This window comes from Kitasatospora sp. NPDC005856, from assembly GCF_040629945.1.
Taxonomy (GTDB): domain Bacteria; phylum Actinomycetota; class Actinomycetes; order Streptomycetales; family Streptomycetaceae; genus Kitasatospora.
The window spans coordinates 185803-205426 of the sequence record NZ_JBEXWT010000003.1 but is presented as its reverse complement, the minus strand read 5'-3'; the positions used below and the strand labels follow the sequence as shown (position 1 = coordinate 205426).

At 75.6% G+C, this 19624-nt stretch carries 16 protein-coding genes; 7 read left to right on the top strand and 9 right to left on the bottom strand.

The features are described 5' to 3' along the window. The first annotated feature begins 128 nt into the window (after positions 1-128). From ABZ449_RS04440 to ABZ449_RS04430, 3 genes are all read left to right on the top strand, one after another. On the top strand, positions 129-1526 hold the full coding sequence (locus ABZ449_RS04440; protein WP_360339982.1) for an FAD-dependent oxidoreductase: 1398 nt from the start codon (positions 129-131) through the stop codon (positions 1524-1526). Between the two features lie 218 nt (positions 1527-1744). Further along, the gene (locus ABZ449_RS04435) at positions 1745-2236 is read left to right on the top strand and encodes a universal stress protein (protein WP_360339979.1); all 492 of its coding nucleotides are present in this window, start codon (positions 1745-1747) and stop codon (positions 2234-2236) included. 146 nt (positions 2237-2382) lie between these two features. Beyond that, positions 2383-3015 carry a class I SAM-dependent methyltransferase gene (locus ABZ449_RS04430; protein WP_360339976.1) on the top strand — a complete coding sequence of 211 codons (633 nt, stop codon included), beginning with the start codon at positions 2383-2385 and terminating at the stop codon, positions 3013-3015. Positions 3016-3130: 115 nt separating this feature from the next. Here the strand turns inward: ABZ449_RS04430 and ABZ449_RS04425 are convergent, their stop codons facing one another. Both ABZ449_RS04425 and ABZ449_RS04420 read right to left on the bottom strand, forming a co-directional pair. Continuing rightward, positions 3131-3784 (bottom strand): pyridoxamine 5'-phosphate oxidase family protein, encoded by a 654-nt coding sequence (locus ABZ449_RS04425; protein ID WP_360339973.1) that lies wholly within the window; start codon positions 3782-3784, stop codon positions 3131-3133. 26 nt (positions 3785-3810) lie between these two features. Beyond that, complete coding sequence (locus ABZ449_RS04420) at positions 3811-4854, bottom strand: zinc-dependent alcohol dehydrogenase family protein (RefSeq protein ID WP_360339970.1); 1044 nt, start codon at positions 4852-4854, stop codon at positions 3811-3813. 197 nt (positions 4855-5051) lie between these two features. Here ABZ449_RS04420 and ABZ449_RS04415 point away from each other — a divergent pair, with 197 nt between their 5' ends. Continuing rightward, positions 5052-6761 carry a GAF domain-containing protein gene (locus ABZ449_RS04415; protein ID WP_360339967.1) on the top strand — a complete coding sequence of 570 codons (1710 nt, stop codon included), beginning with the start codon at positions 5052-5054 and terminating at the stop codon, positions 6759-6761. 3 nt (positions 6762-6764) lie between these two features. Here ABZ449_RS04415 and ABZ449_RS04410 read toward each other — a convergent pair whose 3' ends face one another. The 6 genes from ABZ449_RS04410 to ABZ449_RS04385 all read right to left on the bottom strand — a co-directional run bounded on the left by ABZ449_RS04410 (position 6765) and on the right by ABZ449_RS04385 (position 13328). After that, the gene (locus tag ABZ449_RS04410) at positions 6765-7745 is read right to left on the bottom strand and encodes a nitroreductase family protein (RefSeq protein WP_360339964.1); all 981 of its coding nucleotides are present in this window, start codon (positions 7743-7745) and stop codon (positions 6765-6767) included. A gap of 21 nt (positions 7746-7766) precedes the next feature. Further along, positions 7767-8066 carry an SHOCT domain-containing protein gene (locus tag ABZ449_RS04405; RefSeq protein ID WP_360339961.1) on the bottom strand — a complete coding sequence of 100 codons (300 nt, stop codon included), beginning with the start codon at positions 8064-8066 and terminating at the stop codon, positions 7767-7769. Positions 8067-8203: 137 nt separating this feature from the next. Then, positions 8204-8887: a response regulator transcription factor gene (locus tag ABZ449_RS04400; RefSeq protein WP_360339958.1), complete on the bottom strand. Its 684-nt coding sequence runs from the start codon at positions 8885-8887 to the stop codon at positions 8204-8206. Between the two features lie 204 nt (positions 8888-9091). Beyond that, a complete protein-coding gene (locus tag ABZ449_RS04395; protein ID WP_360339955.1) occupies positions 9092-9694 on the bottom strand; it encodes a CBS domain-containing protein in 603 nt (200 codons plus the stop codon). A 9-nt stretch (positions 9695-9703) separates the two neighbouring features. Next, a complete protein-coding gene (locus ABZ449_RS04390; RefSeq protein ID WP_360339952.1) occupies positions 9704-10399 on the bottom strand; it encodes a CBS domain-containing protein in 696 nt (231 codons plus the stop codon). A gap of 208 nt (positions 10400-10607) precedes the next feature. Next, complete coding sequence (locus ABZ449_RS04385) at positions 10608-13328, bottom strand: bifunctional GNAT family N-acetyltransferase/acetate--CoA ligase family protein (protein ID WP_360339949.1); 2721 nt, start codon at positions 13326-13328, stop codon at positions 10608-10610. Between the two features lie 195 nt (positions 13329-13523). On the opposite strand from ABZ449_RS04385, the gene ABZ449_RS04380 reads away from it, so the two are divergent. Next, complete coding sequence (locus ABZ449_RS04380; RefSeq protein ID WP_360339946.1) at positions 13524-15887, top strand: glycosyl hydrolase family 65 protein; 2364 nt, start codon at positions 13524-13526, stop codon at positions 15885-15887. 1 nt (position 15888) lies between these two features. On the opposite strand, the gene ABZ449_RS04375 is transcribed toward ABZ449_RS04380, so the two are convergent. Next, positions 15889-16527 carry a hypothetical protein gene (locus ABZ449_RS04375; protein WP_360339943.1) on the bottom strand — a complete coding sequence of 213 codons (639 nt, stop codon included), beginning with the start codon at positions 16525-16527 and terminating at the stop codon, positions 15889-15891. A gap of 260 nt (positions 16528-16787) precedes the next feature. Between ABZ449_RS04375 and ABZ449_RS04370 the strand changes: the two genes are divergently transcribed. Next, positions 16788-17045 (top strand): DUF1918 domain-containing protein, encoded by a 258-nt coding sequence (locus ABZ449_RS04370; protein ID WP_360339940.1) that lies wholly within the window; start codon positions 16788-16790, stop codon positions 17043-17045. Positions 17046-17057: 12 nt separating this feature from the next. After that, positions 17058-19601, top strand: a complete 2544-nt coding sequence (locus tag ABZ449_RS04365; RefSeq protein WP_360339937.1) for a cation-translocating P-type ATPase — start codon at positions 17058-17060, stop codon at positions 19599-19601. Positions 19602-19624: the final 23 nt, after the last annotated feature.

Sequence of the window (19624 nt, the reverse complement as noted above, 5' to 3'; positions counted from 1 at the left end):
CGGCGCACCCCGGCCTCCGAGGCTTATGTCAACACCATTGACGTTGATCCCGGCGCAACGGTCTGATGGCGGCATACGGAGGCCCGCCCCTCCCCGCACCGACGCCATGCACCGAAGGAGCCACCGCCATGGCCGACCCCGTCCGCGCCCTCCAGGACGCCCAGCCCGTACCGTTCTGGCTCGACGACCCAGCCCGGCCCGCACCCGCCTCCGCCCTGGTCGGCGACGTCCGCTGCGACCTGCTCGTGGTCGGCGGCGGCTACAGCGGGCTGTGGACGGCGCTCATCGCCAAGGAACGCGACCCCTCGCTCGACGTCGTCCTCATCGAGGCCCAGGAGGTCGGCTGGGCCGCCTCCGGCCGCAACGGCGGCTTCTGCGAGGCCAGCCTCACGCACGGCCTGGCCAACGGCCACCAGCGCTGGCCCCACCAGCTCGGCACCCTGGAACGGCTCGGTGCCGCCAACCTCCAGGCGATGCAGGACACCGTCGAGCGCCACGGCATCGACTGCGACTGGGAGCGCACCGGCTCCCTCGTCGTCGCCACCGAGCCCCACCAGGTCGACGAGCTGCGCGAGTTCGCCGAACTCGCCGCCCAGTACGACAGCCGGCTCGACGTCCTCGACCGAGAGGCCGTCCGCGCCGAGATCGACTCCCCCACCTTCCTCGGCGCCCTCTGGGACCGCGAGGGCGTCGCCATGCTCAACCCCGCCCGGCTCGCCTGGGGCCTCAAGCGGGCCTGCCTCGACCAGGGCGTGCGGATCTTCGAGCACACCCGCGCGACCGACCTGGCCTCCTCCCCGAGCGGGATCACCATCCGCACCCCGTACGGCCGCGTCGGCGCCCACCGCGTCGCGCTCGCCACCAACGCCTTCCCGTCGCTCCTGCGCCGCCACCGCCCGTACACCGTGCCGGTCTACGACTACGCGCTGATGACCGAGCCGCTGAGCGCGGCGCAGCTCGCCTCGGTCGGCTGGCGGGGCCGCCAGGGCTTCTCCGACAGCGCCAACCACTTCCACTACGTACGGCTCTCCGCCGACAACCGCATCCTGTTCGGCGGGTACGACGTGGTCCACCAGTACCGCAGCCGGGTACGGGCCGAGCGCGACCAGCGGCCGGAGACCTTCGCCACCCTCGCCCGACACTTCTTCCGGACCTTCCCCCAGCTGGAGGGCCTGCGGTTCAGCCACGCCTGGGGCGGCGCCATCGACACCTGCACCCGGTTCAGCGCCTTCTTCGACCTCTCCCACGACGGCCGGGTCGCCTACGCCGCCGGCTACACCGGCCTGGGCGTCGGCGCGACCCGCTTCGGCGCCGAGGTGATGCTCGACCTCCTGAACGGTGCCCGCACCGAGCGCACCGCCCTGGACCTGGTCCGCCGCAAGCCCCTGCCCTTCCCGCCCGAGCCGGCCCGCTCGATCGGCATCGGCATCACCCAGTGGGCCCTCACCCGCGCCGACGCCAACGCCGGCCACCGCAACCTCTGGCTGCGCACCCTGGACCGCTTCGGCCTGGGTTTCGACAGCTGACGGCCGGGAGCGGAGGGGCGGACGCCACCTCGTCCCTCCGTTGCCCGGCCCCTCCTTCCTGTCCGGCAACTCCCGTTCCCGGGCAGGTCGCGCGAGGACGGACGTGCCGCCGGGCCGCTCCCGGAGGATCATGAAAGTCAGGGCGCCGACCCGTACCGCTCTCCCTGGCCCGCCGAGCCCGGCGGGCCGCAGTCGGGTCGCCCGTCCTGGAGGTTCCCGTGGACACCACTCCCGCATCAGGTCCCACCGGTCCGATCGTCGTCGGCACGGACGGTTCGGAGCCCGCCCGCAGGGCTGTGGCCTTCGCTCTTCGCGAGGCACAGCTGCGCGGGGTCGGCGTGCGGGCCGTCTGTGCCTACGGCGGCCGCCACGCCGAGTCGCCGGACCGGGCCATGACGGGCTGGGGCGCGGGCGGCGGACCGTCGCCACACCTGAGCGACGCCGTCGCCCGCGAGGTGACGGACTCGATCGAGGAACTCCGGCAACAGGTCGGCGAGCCGTACGTCGAAGTCGAGGTGCGCTGCGAGCACGGCCGCCCCGCCCAGGTCCTGCTGGAGGAGAGCCAGGACGCCAGCCTGCTGGTGGTGGGCTCCCGCGGCGCCGGCCTCTGGGGCCGGCTCTCGCTCGGCTCGACCAGCACCGAGGTCGTCCACCACGCCCACCTCCCCGTGGTCGTGGTGCCGCCCGCCCCCAAGGGCACGAGCGGCTGACCCGTGCGCCCGCGGACCGCCGGAGCCCCAGAAGCAGGACGGATCGTACACGGCGGAACCGTTCGGCAGGGGTTCCGCGGGCAGCCTTCCGGCAGCGCTCCGGCGGCCGTGACCGTCGCCGGCGGCATCGCCTTAGGATGCGGGACATGGACAGGATCACGCTGCCGCAGAGAGAACTCGTACCGATGACGACGCGGCGGACCCGCTGGCAGGAGGCCGGGCAGAGCGGGAACTACGGAAAGCGGTTCGCCGAACTCATCTCCGCCGGCGAGGACGTCGACGGTGAGGCCCGGCTCGCCGACACGCTCCTGCCGCGCGGAGCCCGTGTGCTCGACGCCGGTGCGGGCATGGGCCGGGTGGCCGCGGCGCTCCTGCGGCGAGGGCACGACGTGGTGGCGATCGAGCCCGACGGGGCCCTGGTCCGGCAGGCCCGGCAGACCTACCCCGGGCTGCCGATCGAGGAACGCGACATCCTCGACCTGGGCCCCGACGACGGCCCGTTCGACCTGGTCGTCTGCGTGGGCAACGTCGTCCTCTACCTGGCCGACGGCACGGAGCGCGGGGCGCTGGGGGCGATGCGCGACGTGCTCGGCGAGAACGGCCGGATCCTGGTCGGCTTCCACCTGCGGGACGCGCCGCCGCACGCCCGGGCCTACCCGCCGGCGGAGTTCGAAGCGGACCTGGCCGCCGTGGGGCTCCGCGTCGACCTGCACGCGGGCAGCTACCAGTTGCACCCCGCGAACGACTCCTACGGCGTCTGGGTCCTCAGCCGCGCCTAGGTCCGGTCCGCGGAGGTCCGGTCCGCGGATCGCCGTCCGAGCCGGATGCGGACCGGCCGCGCCCACCCACCGCCCCGGAGGACGGCTCGCCCTGGCACCCGCCCTCCGGTGGCCGTCACCCCTCATCGATGCGACGCCCGGTGACGGCCACCGGACGGATGCGCACCCAGAGCGGGCGGGATCCGCGCGCCCAGGGGGTGGAGCCCGGGAGTGCCGCGAGGTGCTGTTCCTCGTCCCGGGTGTCGACCAGGTGGACCTGGCCGAGGATCAGGACGCTCCAGCCCACGCTCCGGTGCTCGTCGATCCGGTCCACCTCGAACGAGACGGGCGAGCCGTCCGCCGGGGCGGCGGCGCCCCGGGGGGCCGTCCGGTAGGCGATCGTCCTGGCATCCACCACGTAGTTGACCGGGAGCACGACGGGCGCCGAGGAACCGGGCAGGCCGACCCGTCCGATACCGCGGGTGCCGAGCAGTTCCCAGCACTGCGGTTCGGTGAGTCGCAGGAGCAGCCCCCGCCGACCGGTGTCGGTCTGCCCCGGTGGGGCGTCCGGGCGGCGACCGGACAGCAGCTCCGGCCAGGCCATCCCGAGCACGGCGGTGATCCGGACGAACCCCGGCGGATCGAACTCCGGCCCCGAACACAGGAGTTGCCGGAGGTAGGCGGGTGACATGGCGGCCCGGTGGGCCAGCATCCCTTCGCTCAGGCCGAGCTGGTCGCGCCGCCGGAGGATCCGGCGGGCGACGTCGTCGCAGTCGGGGTTGACGCTCATGATGGCGGCTCCTGCGTACACGGCGGTCACGTCCGGAACAGCGCGACTTTGAGGGCGCCGGTGCCGGCCGCGTCCGCGAAGACGTCGTAGGCCTCCTGCATCTCGTCGAGGCCGAGACGGTGGGTGACCAGCCCGCCGGTGTCGAGTCGCCCGACGGCCAGCATGTCGAGCAGCATCGGGGTGCTGGCGGTGTCGACCAGGCCGGTGGTGATGGTGACGTTCCGTATCCAGAGGTCCTCCAGGTGCAGCACCGCCGGTTTGCCGTGCACACCGACGTTGGCGACCCGGCCGCCGGGGCGCACCAGGCGGGTGCAGAGTTCGAAGGTCTCGGGCACGCCGACCGCCTCGATCGCGACGTCCACGCCGAGCCCGTCCCGGCTCAGCCGCCGGACGGCCTCGGGGGTGGCCTCGGCGGAGGTCAGGACCGTGTCGGCGCCGAAGGCCTTGGCGGCGTCGAGACGGCTCCGGGTGAGGTCGACGACGATGATCCTGGCGGGGCTGTAGAGCCGCGCGGTCAGGACGGCGGCGAGTCCGATCGGCCCGGCGCCGACGATCGCGACGGTGTCGCCCGGGCGGACGCGGCCGTTGCGGACGCCGACCTCGTACGAGGTGGGCAGGATGTCGGCGAGCAGGAGGGCGGCCTCGTCCCGCACGCCCTCGGGGAGCTTGTACAGGGAGGTGTCCGCGAAGGGGGTGCGGACGTACTCGGCCTGGCAGCCGTCGATCAGGTGTCCGAGGACCCAGCCGCCACCGCCGGTGCACTGCCCGTAGGCCGCGGCGCGGCAGTAGGAACAGCGGCCGCAGGCGGAGACGCAGGAGATCAGCACGCGGTCGCCGGGGGCGAGGGTGCGCACGCCCGGGCCGGTCCCGGTGACGGTGCCGAGGGCCTCGTGGCCGAGGACGCGGCCCTGCTCGACCTCGGGGACGTCGCCCTTGAGGATGTGCAGGTCGGTGCCGCAGATGGTCACCGCGTCCACCCGGACGACGGCGTCCTCCGGGTCCCGGAGGGTCGGGTCGGGGACCTCGCCCCAGGTACGGCGGCCGGGTCCGTGGTAGGTGAGCGCCTTCATGCCGCGATCACTCCTCTCGGAGGGCGGAGCCGGGGCGGTTCCGCCCGCACTTCCACCGTTGTCCCCGACCACTCCCGTCACCAGGGGCCGCGGGGGGTGCTCCCGGTGGGCCGATGGACCCCCTTGCACCAGCCGGGGCGGCGCGGGCGCGCCTACGCTGGTCAGTGGGCATCGGGGGGCGAGCCTTGGAGGATTCCTTGGGCAACGCGTCGGAGGGCCCCGCCCCCGTACCGAAGCTGAGGCTGGACGAGCTCCTGGAGGAGCTCCAGGCCCGCCTGGACGCCGCCCGCGGCACCCGGGACCGGGTGCACAGCCTGCTGGAGGCCGTGCTGGCGGTCGGACGCGACCTGGAGCTGGCCCAGGCGCTCCAACACATCGTGGAGGCGGCGGTCACCCTGGTGGACGCCGAGTACGGCGCGCTCGGCGTGATCGGCGAGGACCAGCGGCTGTCCCAGTTCGTCCCGGTCGGGGTCACCGACGAGCAGGTGAAGCTGATCGGCGAGCTGCCCTCCGGGCACGGGATCCTCGGCGAGCTGATCCGCCACCCGGTGCCGCTGCGGCTCACCCGGCTCTCCGACCACCCGGCCTCCTACGGCTTCCCGGCCCACCACCCGCCGATGCGCAGCTTCCTGGGGGTGCCGATCCGGATCCGGGACAAGGTGTTCGGCAACCTCTACCTGACCGAGAAGCGGGGCGGGGGCGACTTCGACGCCGAGGACGAGTCGGTGCTCGCCACCCTCGCCGTCGCCGCCGGGGTGGCCATCGACAACGCCCGGCTGTACGACCGGGCCCGCCGGCGGCAGCGCTGGCTGGAGGCCGGCGCGGAGGTGACCAGCAGTCTGCTGTCGGGGGCCGCGGAGGGCGAAGTCCTGGACCTGCTGCTCGCCCGGGCGAGCGGGATCGCCGGAGCGGACCTCGCCGTCGTCGCCGTCCCGCTTCCCGGGGCCGTCGAGCTGGAGGTGCGGATCGCCATCGGCCTCGGCGAGCAGGAGCACCGCGGCCTGGTGCTGCCGGTCGAGGGCTCGTTCATGGGCGCGGCGTTGCGCACGGGTGGACTCGTGGTGAGCCCCGACGTCCGGAAGGATCCCCGGATCACGGCGGGGCCGCCCCGCTGGCAGGGGCTGGGCCCGGCGGTCGCGGTGCCCGTCGGCACCGCGGAACGCGGCATCCGGGGTGTGCTGCTGCTGGCCCGGGCCGCGGGTTCGCCGCTGTTCGAGGAGGACGAGTCCGGTCCGCTGCTGGGCTTCGCCGGCCAGGCCGCGGTGGCCATGGAGCTGGCCGAGCGCCGCCGGGACTCCGAGCAGGTGGCGCTGCTGCGGGAGCGCGACCGGATCGCCCGCGACCTGCACGACCTGGCCATCCAGCGGCTCTTCGCCACCGGCATGACCCTCCAGGGCGCCACCCGTTTCATCGAGCATCCCGAGGCGACCGAGCGCGTGCTGCGGGCGATCGACGACCTGGACGAGACCGTCAGGACCATCCGCGCCACCATCTTCGGCCTGCGCCTGCGCGAGAGCGGTCCGGCGGCGGTCGGCCTGCGCGCCCGCATCGTCGAGGTGGTCGACCGGGCCGCCCGCTCGCTCGGCTTCGCCCCGGCCCTGCGGATGGCCGGCCTGCTGGACGTCACGGTGTCCGCGGAGGTCGCGGACGCGGCGGTCGCCGTCCTGGAGGAGGCCCTGTCCAATGCCGCCCGCCATGCCGGGGCCGACGCGGTCACGGTGGCCGTGACCGCCGACTCGGACCTGACGCTCACCGTCACGGACGACGGGATCGGCCTCCCCGAGGGCGGCCGGTGCGGCGGCCTCGCCAACCTCGCCGACCGCGCCGCCGCCCTGGACGGCACCTTCACCGCCCGCACCCGCCCCGAGGGTGGCACCGAGCTGCTCTGGCGGGTGCCGCTGCGGTAGCCGTCAGTCCCGGTCCAGCACCTCGCCGGGAGCGAGGCGGGGCGTCGGAGCGCCCTCGGGGCCGTAGCCGAGGCGGATCAGGATCTGGACGTGGCCGGGGCGGTCGTGCGGGTCACGGGCCTCCCAGCGCAGGTAGGACCACTCCATGGCCTGGTGCAGCAGCGAGGCCCGGACGCCGTGGACGGTGGCGGCGAGCAGCACGTGCTCCAGGGCGAGGCCGGCGCGCAGCCAGTCCTCGGGGGCGTCGCGGCGGGTGGTGAGGACGGCGATGCGGGGCTCGTGCTCGAAGAGCGCGGGTGCCTTGTGCTCGGTGGCGTGGATGGCGGAGAAGTCGCGCATCGGCAGCCGGCCGGCCGCGTCCTGGGGGCCGAGCGCCCCGGCCGGGATGCCGTAGGGCGGCACCTCGCCGGTGCGGATCCAGCTGCGGCTCTCGGTGCGCTGGGCCTCGTCGGTGGTGTTGCGGCGCTCGGCCTCGGCGGTGAGGTGCAGCAGCCGGGCGGTCTCCGTGTGGTCGGGCAGGTGGAGTTCGGCGTCCTCGGAGCGGGCCGCGTCGGTCAGCTCGTCGAGGACGGCCGTCGGGACCGGTACGTCGGTGAACGGAGTGCGGATGGAGTGCCGGCGCCAGATCGCCTCGTAGAGGCTCTCCGCGCCGGGGGCCGGTGCGGGGGCCGCGGTGTCGAGCCGTACGGCGGCGAGCAGGTCGGGCTCGGCCGGGTCGGGCAGCAGACGGACGTCGGGTGCCCAGCCGAGGTGGCGGGCGGCGACCCGCAGGTTGAGCACGGCCGCGCCGACGGAGATGTGCAGGGCCTGGCCCCGGGGGTCGGCGGCCGGGACGGCCCGGCTGCGGTCGGCCCGGACCTCCAGGGTCGAGGTGTCCGGCTGGAGCCGGAAGCGCCAGGGCTGGCTGTTGTGGATCGAGGGCGCCGCGACCGCCGCGGAGACGAGCTTCTCCAGCGCGGCGGCGTCGAGGGCGAGGGTGGGCATGACCGCCTCCAGGGTGCGTCGTCAGCCGGCGACGGGCGGGTCGCCCGTGCCGCCCCGCAGGGTGGCCAGTCGGGCCCGGTACTCGTCGGGGTCGATCTCGCCGCGGGCGAGGCGCTCGGCGAGCAGTTGCTCCGGGGTGGGCCGGGCCGGCGGCGCGGCCGGGGGCGGCACCGGGGCGGTCGGGCCGTGCTGGGCCGGTCGGCCGAGATACCGGACCAGGGCGATCACCCCGAGGGCCACCAGCGCCCAGAAGAGCAGCATGCTCACGGTCATCAGGCCGACGCCCCAACCGCTCATGCCACCGTCGTTCCAGTACATCATCGCCGTCTCCTCGGGCCGTGACGGGAGGTGGATCACCTCCAGCGTGCGGCCGGGACGCGGCACGCCGCTTGGGCCGTTCGACTCCTCCTCCGGGCCCGCCCGGCCCCCGCCCGGCCCGCACCGGGCCCCGCCGAGACTCAGTGGGGGCGCCGGTGGTGCTGCTCGGGCTCGGCGTGGGCGGCGATGACGGCGGCCTGGAGGCGTCTTTCGACGCCCAGCTTGGCGAGCAGGCGCGAGACGTGGTTCTTCACGGTCTTCTCCGCGAGGTAGAGCTCCCGGCCGATCTGGCGGTTCGTCCTGCCCTCCCCCACCAGGGCGAGGATCTCCCGCTCGCGCGGGGTGAGGCCGGCCAGCGCGGCGTCGGGCCCGCTCTCCTCGTGGTGGCGCAGGCTCTCCATCAGCTTGCGTGTGGTGGCCGGGTCCAGCATGGACTGACCGGAGGCCACCGTCCGCACCGCACCGACCAGTTCGGCACCCTTGACCTGCTTGAGGACGTAGCCGGCCGCACCCGCCATGATCGCGTCGAGCAGGGCGTCGTCGTCGTCGAAGGAGGTCAGCATCAGGCAGGCCAGCCCGGGCATCCGGTCGCGCAGGTCCCGGCAGACGGACACCCCGTCGCCGTCCGGGAGCCGCACGTCGAGGACGGCGACGTCCGGGCGCAGCGCGGGCGCCCGGGCCAGTGCCTGGGCACAGGTACCCGCCTCGCCGACGACCTCGATGTCGGGTTCGGCCTCCAGGAGGTCGCGCACGCCCCGGCGGACCACCTCGTGGTCGTCCAGCAGGAACACCCGTACGGGCTGCTCTGGCCGGGGGTCGCCCATGGTCTGCTCCCTGGGGGTCGGTGGGGTTTTCCACCCCCGATTCTCCGCGCCCGCCCCTGCCCGCGCAGCGCGCAGGCCCGAGCGGCCGACGGCGACGGTGCACCCGGCGCGGTGGTCCGCCGCGCCGCGGTGACCAGACCCGGGTGGTCACCGCGGCGCCCGGGTGCCGGCAGGCCGGCCGAACGGAGGGGCCCGCCTCTCCGGTCAGGCCGGCGCCGCGAGCCGCAGTTCGACGTCGACCACGCCGGGCACGGAGCGCACCAGCCGTTCCAGGACGGGCCCGGAAAGGGTGTCCGGCAGCTCGCCCGCCAGGGTGATCCGGCCGTTCTCGGAGCGGACGTCGGTTTCCACCGCGGCACCGGGGCCGAGGGTGGCGACCAGTTCGAAGCGGACCCGGTCGGCGAGTTCGCGGTCGTCCTCGAGGTAGACCTTCAGCAGGTCGCCGCGGCTGACGATGCCGACCAGGTAGTCCTCCTCGTCGACCACCGGGAGCCGTTTGAGGTGGCCCCGGGCCATCGCCCGGGCGGCCTCGTTGAGCGGGCTGCCGGGGTGCACGGTGACCGCCGGCACGGACATCATCCGGTTGGCGGTCAGGGCGTCGGCGCGAACGCCGTCACGGTCCCGGGCGGTGAGCAGGTCAGCCTCCGAGACCACGCCGATCACCCGCCCGTCGCCGGTCAGGACGGGGACGGCGCTGACCTGCCAGCGCTGGAGGGTGTCGGCGACCTCGCGGAAGTCGGCGTCGCGGCCGACGGCCACCACCGCATGGGTCATCACATCGGCGACGGTGCTCGGAGTACTGCTCATGACGGCCTCCTACGACGCCGCGCGGTAGGCGCGGGGGCGTTCCAGGGACGGGTCGGTGTCGTCCTCGGTCCAGTCGAGTGTGGCGTGGACGGCGACCACTCCGTCCACGGCGCGGCACAGCTGTTCGGCGATCGGGACCAGACTGCGAAACCTCAGCCGGCCGTCGAGGGTGACCACGCCGTCGTGCACCGTCACCCGGACGTCGCCGGGCGCGACCCAGAGGGTCTGTCCCAGCACGTCGTGGTTGATCTCGTCCCGGATCGCCGCGTCATGGCGCAGGAAGACCTGCAGCAGGTCCCGGCGGCTGACGATGCCGACCAGACGGCCGGCCTCGTCGACCACGGGCAGGCGCTTGACCCTGTGCTTGTCCATGGCGCGCGCGGCCTCGGGGACCGACCAGCCGGGGCGGGCGGTGACGGCCGGACTGGTCATCAGCCCGCCGGCGGTCTCCGCCTCGGCGCGGGCCCGGTCCTTCGCCGCGAGCCAGCGGCCCGGGTAGCGGCCCTCCGGGTCCGGCAGCACGGCCTCCTTGCGGATCAGATCGGCCTCGGACACCATGCCGAGCGGGCGGCCCTGATCGTCGACGACGGGGATCGCGGTCACGTCGTTGCGGTGGAACAGCACCGCAACCTCCTTGACCGACGTGTCGGGCCGCGCGGTGACGACCTCGTGGGTCATCACATCGTTGACGCTGCGGTGCTGCATCGTCCTCACTCCTCCTCCGGTGGTCCCGTCTTCACTGTCCGCCCGCCCGCAGCCGCCGGACAGGGCCGATCGGTCCATGCCGTCGGGCCGCTCCGGCCCCGGGACAGTGCGGCCGATCGGCAGGACCACGGGAGGAACTCCGTACCCCGCCGGAGGCGGCCATGACGACGGACACCGGCACACCCCGGCCCGGCCTGCTCTCCGGGCCTCACTCCCCCTCCGCGGCCGCCGGGCGTCGCAGCCGCCGCAGGTAGGGGTCGAAGGACGGGCGGCGTTCCAGGCGTACCCGGGTGTCCACGCAGACGGCGCCGTCGGGGCGGAGGATGACGGGGTTGAGGTCGGCCTCGACGAGTTCCGGGAAGTCGTCGGCGAGGCGGGAGAGCCGGGCCAGGACGGACCGGACCGCCGCGAGGTCCACGGCGGGTGTCCCGGCGGCGCCCGACAGCAGGGGCGCACTGCGGAGTTCGGCGACCATGGCGGTCAGGTCGTGCTCGCTCAGCGGGGCGAGCCGGGCCGACCGGTCGGCCAGCACGTCGGCGGCGGTGCCGCCCGCCCCGAGCACCACCAGCGGCCCGAAGACCTGGTCCTGGACGACGCCCGCGAGCAGTTCGACACCCGGCGCGGCCATCGGCTGGACCACCGCTCCGGTCAGCTCCGTGCCGAACCTCTCCGTGAACTCGCGGTAGGCGGCGCGCACTTCGGCCTCGGTGCCGAGCCCCGTGCGGACGGCGCCGAGCGCGCTCTTGTGCACCTGCCCCGGCCAGTAGGCCTTCAGGGCCACCTTCCCCTCGTGCCCGAGCGGGCGCAGCCCGTCCGCGGCGGCCACCGCCATGTGCTCGTCGTGGGCCCAGACGGAGGCCGTCAGCGGCAGTCCGTACGCGCCCAGCAGGTCGGCGGTGGACAGCGGGTCGAGCCAGCCGCCGTCGGGGTGGGCGGTGAGGTAGCCGTCGACCAGGCTGCGGACGGCACGGCGGTCGCAGTCCGGGGCGACCGCGAGGGCGGAGGGGGCCTCGGCGAGCCACCGGGCGCGGTCCCGGGCGTGGCCGAGGGCCCGGGCGGCGGCGACGGAGTCCGAGTAGGCGGGCAGCACGCCGCCGTCGGCGCAGGTGCGGTAGCGCACGGGCACCTGCTGGTCGAGCAGCACGGCGGCGATCGGGACCCGGCGCCGGGCCGGGCCTTCCAGCAGGGCGCGCACCGGGTCCTGGGCGGGGGTGGTGCCGAGCGCCGTCGGCACCAGGCACACCAGGATCGCGTCGACGGCCGGCTCGCGTTCCAACGCCCGGAGGAAGAGGGCGAGTTCGGTCGGTCCGATCGCCGCCGTGGTGTCCACGGGGTTGCGGACGGAGGCGCCGGGCGGCAGCAGCTTCCCGAGCTCGGCCGGGAGTTCCGGCAGTCCGAGTCCGGCCTCGGCGCAGGCGTCCGCGGCGAGAACGCCGATGCCGCCGGCGTTGGAGACCACGGCGACCGCGCCGCGCGGGGCGGGCAGCGGCTGGGCGCGCAGCAGGGCGGCGGTCTCGACGAGTTCGTCGATGCTGCGGGTGGCCGTGATGCCGGCCTGCCGGAACAGCGCCTCCCGGGTGACGGTCGGGGTGGCGGCGGCCGCGGTGTGCGAGGCGGCGCCGCGGCGACCGGCGGTCGAGCGTCCGGCGTCGACGGTCAGCACCGGGATGCTCCTGGTCACCCGGCGGGCGGTACGGCCGAAGGCGCGCGGGCTGCCGAAGGACTCCAGGTGGAGCAGCGCGAGGTCGGTGCGGTCGTCCGACTCCCACCACTGGAGCAGGTCGTTGCCGCTGACGTCGTACTTGTCGCCGAGCGACACGAAGCTCGACACCCCGATGCCCAGCCAGGCCAGCCGGGACAGCAGCGCGATGCCCACGCCGCCGCTCTGCACGGCCACCCCGGCGGTTCCGGGCCTGGGGAAGGCGCCGCCGAACTCGGCGTCCAGCCGGACGGCCGGATCGGTCTGCGCCATACCCAGGCTGTTCGGTCCGACCAGCCGCATGCTGTGCCGGCGGCAGGCGCGCATCAGCCCGCGGGCCTCCTGGGCGCCGAGCCCGGAGGTGAGCACCACCAGCGCCCGCACCCCGGCGGCGCCGCACTCCTCGGCCACCCCGGGGACGGCGCCGACGGGAACGGCCAGCAGGGCGAGGTCCGGCACGGCGGGCAACGCGGCGACGGACGGGTAGGCGGGTACTCCGCCGATCTCGTCGGCATGCGGGTTGACCGCCCAGAGCGCACCGGCGAAACCGCCCCGCCGGATCCTGGTCAGGACGGTCCGGCCGACCGAGCCCTCCCGCCGGGACGCGCCGACCACCGCGACCGATGCGGGGCGCAGCAGCGCCGCGAGGCTGGCCACGTCGGCGCTGCGCCCGCGTTCGTCCACGGCCGAGCGGTAGCGCTCGTCGTTCTCGTCCAGCGGCACCCGGACCCTGAGCTCGCCGTGCGCGTACCGGCGCTCGACGGGCAGGCCGAGGTCCGCGAAGACCTGGTGCACGGCGTGGTTTCCGCCCAGGGTGTCGGCCTCGAAGAACCGGACGCCGGCGGCCCTGGCGGCGTGCACGAGGTGTTCCAGCAGCAGGGTGGCGACGCCCCGGTGGTGCCAGCGGTCGGCCACCGCGAGGGCCAGCTCGGCCGTGTCCGGCGGCTCGTCCAGCAGCTCGCAGTCCGCCTCGCCGACCAGTTCCTCCCCCGCCCAGGCGCCGAGTGCCAGCAGGCCGGTGCGCGGCGGCCCGCACAGCCGGTCGGCGGCCTGCCGGGGTGCGTTGCGGCTGACGCCGAAGAACCGCATCCGGCGGCTCTCCTCGGACATCCCGTCGGCGTGCAGGCCGAGCACCGCGCCGTGGTCGTCCGGCCCGAGCGGCCGGATCTCCACGGTGGTGCCGTCGGCCAGCAGGGCCTCGGCACCACCGGGCGAACGGACAGTGGACATGGCACACCTCCTGTCTCCACTCCCAGCCTCGGCACTCGTCCGGGCCCTCGGAAGGGCCGACCGGCCCCGACCGTTCCGCCGCGACGAGCGAGCCGCGGTGAGGCGGCGCGGCGCCGCCGTGCGCAGACTGGAAGGCGGACCCGTCGGCACGGAGGTCAGGTCGTGGCAGCAGACCCACCCGCGGGGTATCCCGACATGCCGGACGCGTGGACCCTCCGCTACCGGGGCTTCGACCCGGCCGAGGAGGGCCTGCGGGAGGTGCTGTGCGCCGTCGGCAACGGCTACCTGGTCAGCCGGGGCGCCGCGCCGGAGTCGGTCGCCGACGGGGTGCACTACCCGGGGACGTACCTGGCCGGCTGCTACGACCGCGCCGAGTCGACCGTGACCGGTCGCGTGGTCGGCAACGAGGACCTGGTCAACTGCCCGAACTGGCTGCCGCTGACCTTCCGCCCGGCCGGCGGATCGTGGTTCGCCGGCCCGCCCGCCGAGCAGACGCTGGAACTCGACCTGCGCCGGGGGCTGCTGACCCGCACCGCGCTCGTGGTCGACGCGCGGGGTCGGCGGACCCGGCTGGTGCAGCGCCGCCTGGCCAGCCAGGCCCGGCCGCACCTGCTGGCGCTGGAGAGCACCTTCACCCCGGAGAACTGGTCCGGCCCGCTGGAGGTCCGCGCCGGGCTGGACGGCGCCGTCGCCAACACCGGGGTCGCCCGTTACCGGGGCCTGACCGAGCACCACCTCGTCCCGGCCGGTCAGGGGGTGGACGGGCCCGGGCTGCTCCGGCTCGAAGCCGATGCGGCCGCCTCACCGCTGCGGATCGCCCTCTGCGCCCGGACCGAGGCCGACCGGGAGCACACCGCGACGACCGAGTGCCGCGAGGGGTGGGTGGCCCAGCTCCTGACCGTGGAGGCCTCGCCCGACCGGCCCGTCACCGTGACCAAGACGGTCGCCGTGCACACCTCCCGCGACCCGGCGATCGAGACGCCGCTGCTCGCGTCCCGGCGACTCGCCGCCGAGGCCGGGGACTTCGACCGACTGCTCGCCGAACACGCCCTGCGCTGGGAGGAGTTGTGGCGCCGCTGCCGGATCGAGGCGGACTTCGACGGGGCCGGACCGCTGCACCTGAACCTGTTCCACCTGCTCCAGACCTACTCGGAGCACTCCGTCGACCTGGACGTCGGCATCCCCGCCCGGGGGCTGCACGGGGAGGCGTACCGGGGCCACGTCTTCTGGGACGAGCTGTTCGTGCTCCGGCTGCTCAACCTCCGGTTCCCGGAGCTGGCCCGCGCCGTGCTGCGCTACCGCCACCGGCGCCTGGACGCCGCCCGCCGCGAGGCCCGGGCGCTCGGGCTGCGCGGCGCGGTCTACCCGTGGCAGAGCGCCCGCGACGGCCGCGAGGAGTCCCAGCAACTGCACCTCAACCCGCTGTCCGGCCGCTGGCTGCCCGACCACAGCCACCTCCAGCGGCACGTCGGCTCGGCCGTCGCCTACAACATCTGGCAGTACTACCAGTCCACCGGCGACCGGGACTTCCTCGCCACCGCCGGCGCCGAGACGCTGCTGGAGATCGCCCGGTTCTGGTCCTCCGCCGCCGTCCACGACCCCGCCCTCGGCCGCTGGTCCGTCCGCGGGGTGCTCGGCCCCGACGAGTACCACGACGCCTACCCCTGGGAGACCCGGCCGGGCCTGGACGACAACGCGTACACCAACGTGCTGGCGTCCTGGGTGCTGGCCCGCGCCCAGGACGCCCTGGACGTCCTGCCCGGATACCGCCGCGACGAGCTGCGCGAGCGCCTGGCGCTCGACGCCGCGGAACTCGACCGCTGGCAGGAAGTCGGCCGCCGCCTGCACGTCCCCTTCCACGACGGCGTCCCGAGCCAGTTCGCCGGCTACGAACGCCTCGCCGAACTCGACTGGCCGCAGTACCGGCGCCGCTACCCGGACCTGCGACGGCTCGACCGGATCCTGGAGGCCGAGGGCGACACCGTCAACCGCTACAAGGCCTCCAAGCAGGCCGACGCGCTGATGCTCTGGTACCTGTTCTCCGCCCGCGAGGTCCGCGACCTGCTGCGCCGCCTCGGCCACCCGGCCGGCCACGAACTGCTGCGCCGCACCACCGACTACTACCTGCGGCGCACCGTCCACGGCTCGACGCTCAGCTCGGTCGTGCACGCCTGGGTGCTCACCCGCTGCGACCGCCGCGCGTCCTGGCACCACTTCCGCGACGCCCTGGTGGCCGACCTGCGGGACAGCCAGCACGGCACCACGGCCGAGGGCGTCCACCTGGGCGCCATGGCCGGTGCCGTGGACCTGCTGCAACGCTGCTACACCGGCCTGGAGGTCCGCGAGGACGCCCTCTGGCTGGACCCGCACCTGCCCTCCGCGCTCGGACGGCTGGAGCTCGACCTGCGCTACCGGGGCCACTGGGGCCTCACCGTCGCCGTCGACCGCCGCACCGTCACGGTGAGCCTCCGGCAGGACCGGCAGGAGCCGGTCCGCATCCGCCTGCGCGGCACCACGGCGACCGTCCGGCCCGGTGAGACGCGCCTGTTCCACCTCTGATTCACCTCTGGGCGCCAGGTCCCTCCCACCGCCCGGACCAGTGCGGCTCCACCCGCTCCCAGGCGGCCTCCCAGCTCCGGTCGGCCCGGCGGTCCAGCCGGCGGCGGCGCAGCACGAACCAGCCCTCCGTGCAGGACCCGAGCACGAGTACGGCGCCCAGGCCGACCAGCGCGGCGTCCGTGACGATCAGGTCGCCCGACCTGGGCGGGCCGCTCGGCTGTCCGGCGTCGTCCAGCACGACCGGGACGGCCGTCCCGGTGACCGTTCCCTCCGGCACGGGGACGTAGCCCGCCTCGGGCCCCACCGGGTACGTCCACCGGGCCGGGGCCTGCTCCCGCACGCTGCCCGCCCGGGGATCGTCCGACTGCGCCGGACCCGTGGTGACGGCGGTGACGGCGTGCCGGTGGCGGGCGAGGTCCCGCGCGTCGTCCGTCTCCGCGCGGTGGACCAGCACGGCGGCCACGGCCGCCAGGAGGACGGTCACGAGCGCCATCAGCGCCGAGGCGGCCACCAGGCGGCTGTACGCGCGGTCGACCGGGCGGCAGAGCGGGTTCCGGTCCCGGCCGACGGCCCTTCGGGCATGCCCGCGCAGGGACGTGTGCGGGGCGCGGCGCCCGTGCGTGGCGGCTGCGACGGACATGACGCGCCTCCTCCGTACCGGGTCGGCTTCTGCTCCCACGGATCAGTCTGCCGAGCCGGACGCCGTCCGGCGAGGGCCGGACGGCCCGGGCCGCGGGCCGCGCGGGGCCGGCTCCGGGGGCCGCCCGTCCCGGAGCGGGCCGGCCGGGCCCGCGGCGGGGACCGTCCGGCCCCTGCCGCGGGCCGCGTTCGGTGGTGCCATGGAAGGGGAGGGACGGCCGGGCCGGCGGCCCGGCCCCGCACCGAGCCAGGGAGGCCGACGTGAAAGCCGCCGTGGGAGACCGCATCATCGTCCAGGGCACCCGGCCGGGCGCGGCCCGCCGGGACGGCGAGATCGTCGGGCTGCACCATCCGGACGGCAGCCCGCCGTACGACGTCCGCTGGTCCGACGACGACCGGGTGACCGAGTACTTCCCCGGGCCGGACGCCCGGATCCACCACTTCGGCCAGGAGCCCGCGGCCTCGGAACCCGCGGCCTCGGGGTCCGTCCCGCCGCACCCGCACCTGTTCGCCGACTGACGGGCCACCGCCGTGACCGTCTCCGCCGGTCCGCGCGCCCGTGGGCTGACCGACACCGAGGCCGCACGGCTGCTCGCCGAGCACGGCCGCAACGAGGTCGCCGCGGACCGCCGGGTGCCGCTCCGCGCCCGGGTGGCCGCCCAGCTGCGCGACCCGCTGATCACGGTGCTGATCGCGGCCGTCGCGCTGACCGTGGCCATCGGCGACCACCCGGACGCCGTCGTCATCGCGCTGGTGATCGTGGTCAACACCACCGTGGGCGTGGTCCAGGAGGTCCGGGCGGAGAGCGCCGTCGCGGCGCTGTCCCGGCTCTCCGCCCCCGCGGCCCGGGTGGTGCGCGACGGGGAGCCGCACAAGGTGCCGTCCGCCGAGGTCGTCCCCGGCGACGTGGTGGCGCTCGGCGAGGGCGACATCGTGCCGGCCGACGCCCGGCTCCTCGAGGCCGCCGCCCTCCTGGTCGACGAGTCGATGCTGACCGGAGAGTCCCTGCCGGTGGCCAAGGAGGCCGGCGGGGCGACGGGCGAGGGAACGCTGCGGGCGGGCACGGTCGTCCTGCGCGGCCGGGCGCTGGCCCTGGTCACCGCCACCGGGGCGGACAGCGCGCTCGGCCGGATCGCCGCGCTGCTGCGGCCCCGGCCCGAACCCACCCCGCTCCAGCGGCGGCTGGCCGGGCTCGGCCGGGTGCTGGCGGCGGTGGCCGTCGGTCTGTGCGTGCTGGTCTTCGTGTTCGGCCTGGTCCGGCACCAGCCGCCGGGCGAGATGGGTGTGACGGCGATCAGCCTGGCGGTCGCCGCCGTGCCGGAGTCGCTGCCCGCCGTCGTCACGCTCGCCCTCGCCCTCGGCGCCCGCCGGATGGCCGCCCGCCGTGCCGTCGTGCGGCGGCTGCCGGCCGTGGAGACCCTCGGTTCGGTCACCGTTCTGGCGACCGACAAGACCGGCACCCTCACCGAGGGCCGGATGGTGGTCGAACGGCTCTGGACGCCGCAGTCGACGGCCACCGTGACCGGCACGGGGTACGGGCCCGCCGGTGAGGTCGTGCCCGACGGACCCGAGGAGGACGGGACGACGGCCCTGCTCACGGCGGCCGCCCTGTGCAACGACGCCACGCTGCGGCCCCCGCGGGACGACGACGGCGAGTGGCGGGCGCTCGGCGATCCGACCGAGGCCGCCCTGCTGACCGCCGCCGGGAAGGCGGGCCTGGACCACGAACGGCTGCGAACGGCTCTCCCCCGGGTCGCCGAGACGCCGTTCGACAGCACCCGCAAGCGGATGAGCACCCTCCACCGCAGGCCCGACGGCACCCTGGTGGTCTGCCTCAAGGGCGCCCCGGAGGCCGTGCTCGACCCCGCCGTCCTGGCCGAGCCTCCGGCGCTGCTGGAGCGGGCCCGACGGGCCGCCGCACGACTCGCCGCCGAGGGCTACCGGGTGCTCGCCGTGGCGGAGCGGGGCGCCGACCACCTCCCCGACCCGCCGGAGGCGGCGGAGCACGCACTGCGCCTGCTCGGCCTCGTCGCGATGGCCGACCCGCCCAAGCCCTCCGCGGCCGCCACCCTGGCCGCCTGTCGCAGCGCCGGCATCCTCCCCGTCCTGATCACCGGCGACCACCCGGCCACCGCCCGCGCCCTCGCCGTCCGGGTCGGGCTGCTGGACGCCGCCGCCGGGCCGGAGGCGGTGGCGACCGGGCGCGACCTCCTCACCGGCGCGGTCGCCGACCCGACCCGACCACGGGTGTTCGCCCGAACCGACCCCCGGCAGAAACTCGACATCGTCCAGGCGTGGCGCGCCCGGGGCGCCGTCACCGCCATGACCGGCGACGGGGTCAACGACGGCCCCGCCCTGCGGCAGGCGGACATCGGCGTGGCCATGGGCCGGCGCGGCACCGAGGTCGCCCGGCAGGCCGCGGACCTGGTCCTCGCCGACGACGAACTCGCCACCGTGGTCGGCGCCGTGGAAGAGGGCCGCCGGGTCTACGACAACATCCGGCGGTTCCTGGTCTTCGGCCTGGCCGGCGGCGCCGCCGAGATCCTGGTGATGCTGGCCGGCCCGCTGTTCGGCCTCGCACTGCCCCTGCGCGCGGGCCAGATCCTCTGGATCAACCTGCTCACCCACGGCCTCACCGGCGTGGCCATGGGCGCGGAACCCGCCTCCCCCGGCGCGATGAGCCGTCCCCCGCGCCCTCCTGACCAGCACATCCTCGGCTCCGGCCTGTGGCAGCGGGTGCTGCTGCTCGCCGCGGTGCTCGCGGCCGCCTCCCTCGGCGCGGCGCTCCGGGCCCGCGAGGACGACCGGCCCTGGCAGACCGTCCTGTTCCTCACCCTGCTGGCCGGCCAGCTCGGCACCGTCCTGGGGCTGCGCGACCGGCTGCTGACCCCCGCGAACCCGTTCCTCCCGCTGGCCGTCCTCGCCTCCGCCGCACTCGCGGTCGCCGCCCTCTACCTGCCGTTCCTCCGCGACCTGCTCGACACGGTGCCGCTCACCTGGTCGGACCTGGTCGCGCCCGTCCTGGCCGCGGTCGTGGGATTCGCGATCGCCAGGCTGCCCGGGCACGGAACGTGACGGCCGGGTCGCCCGGCTCTACC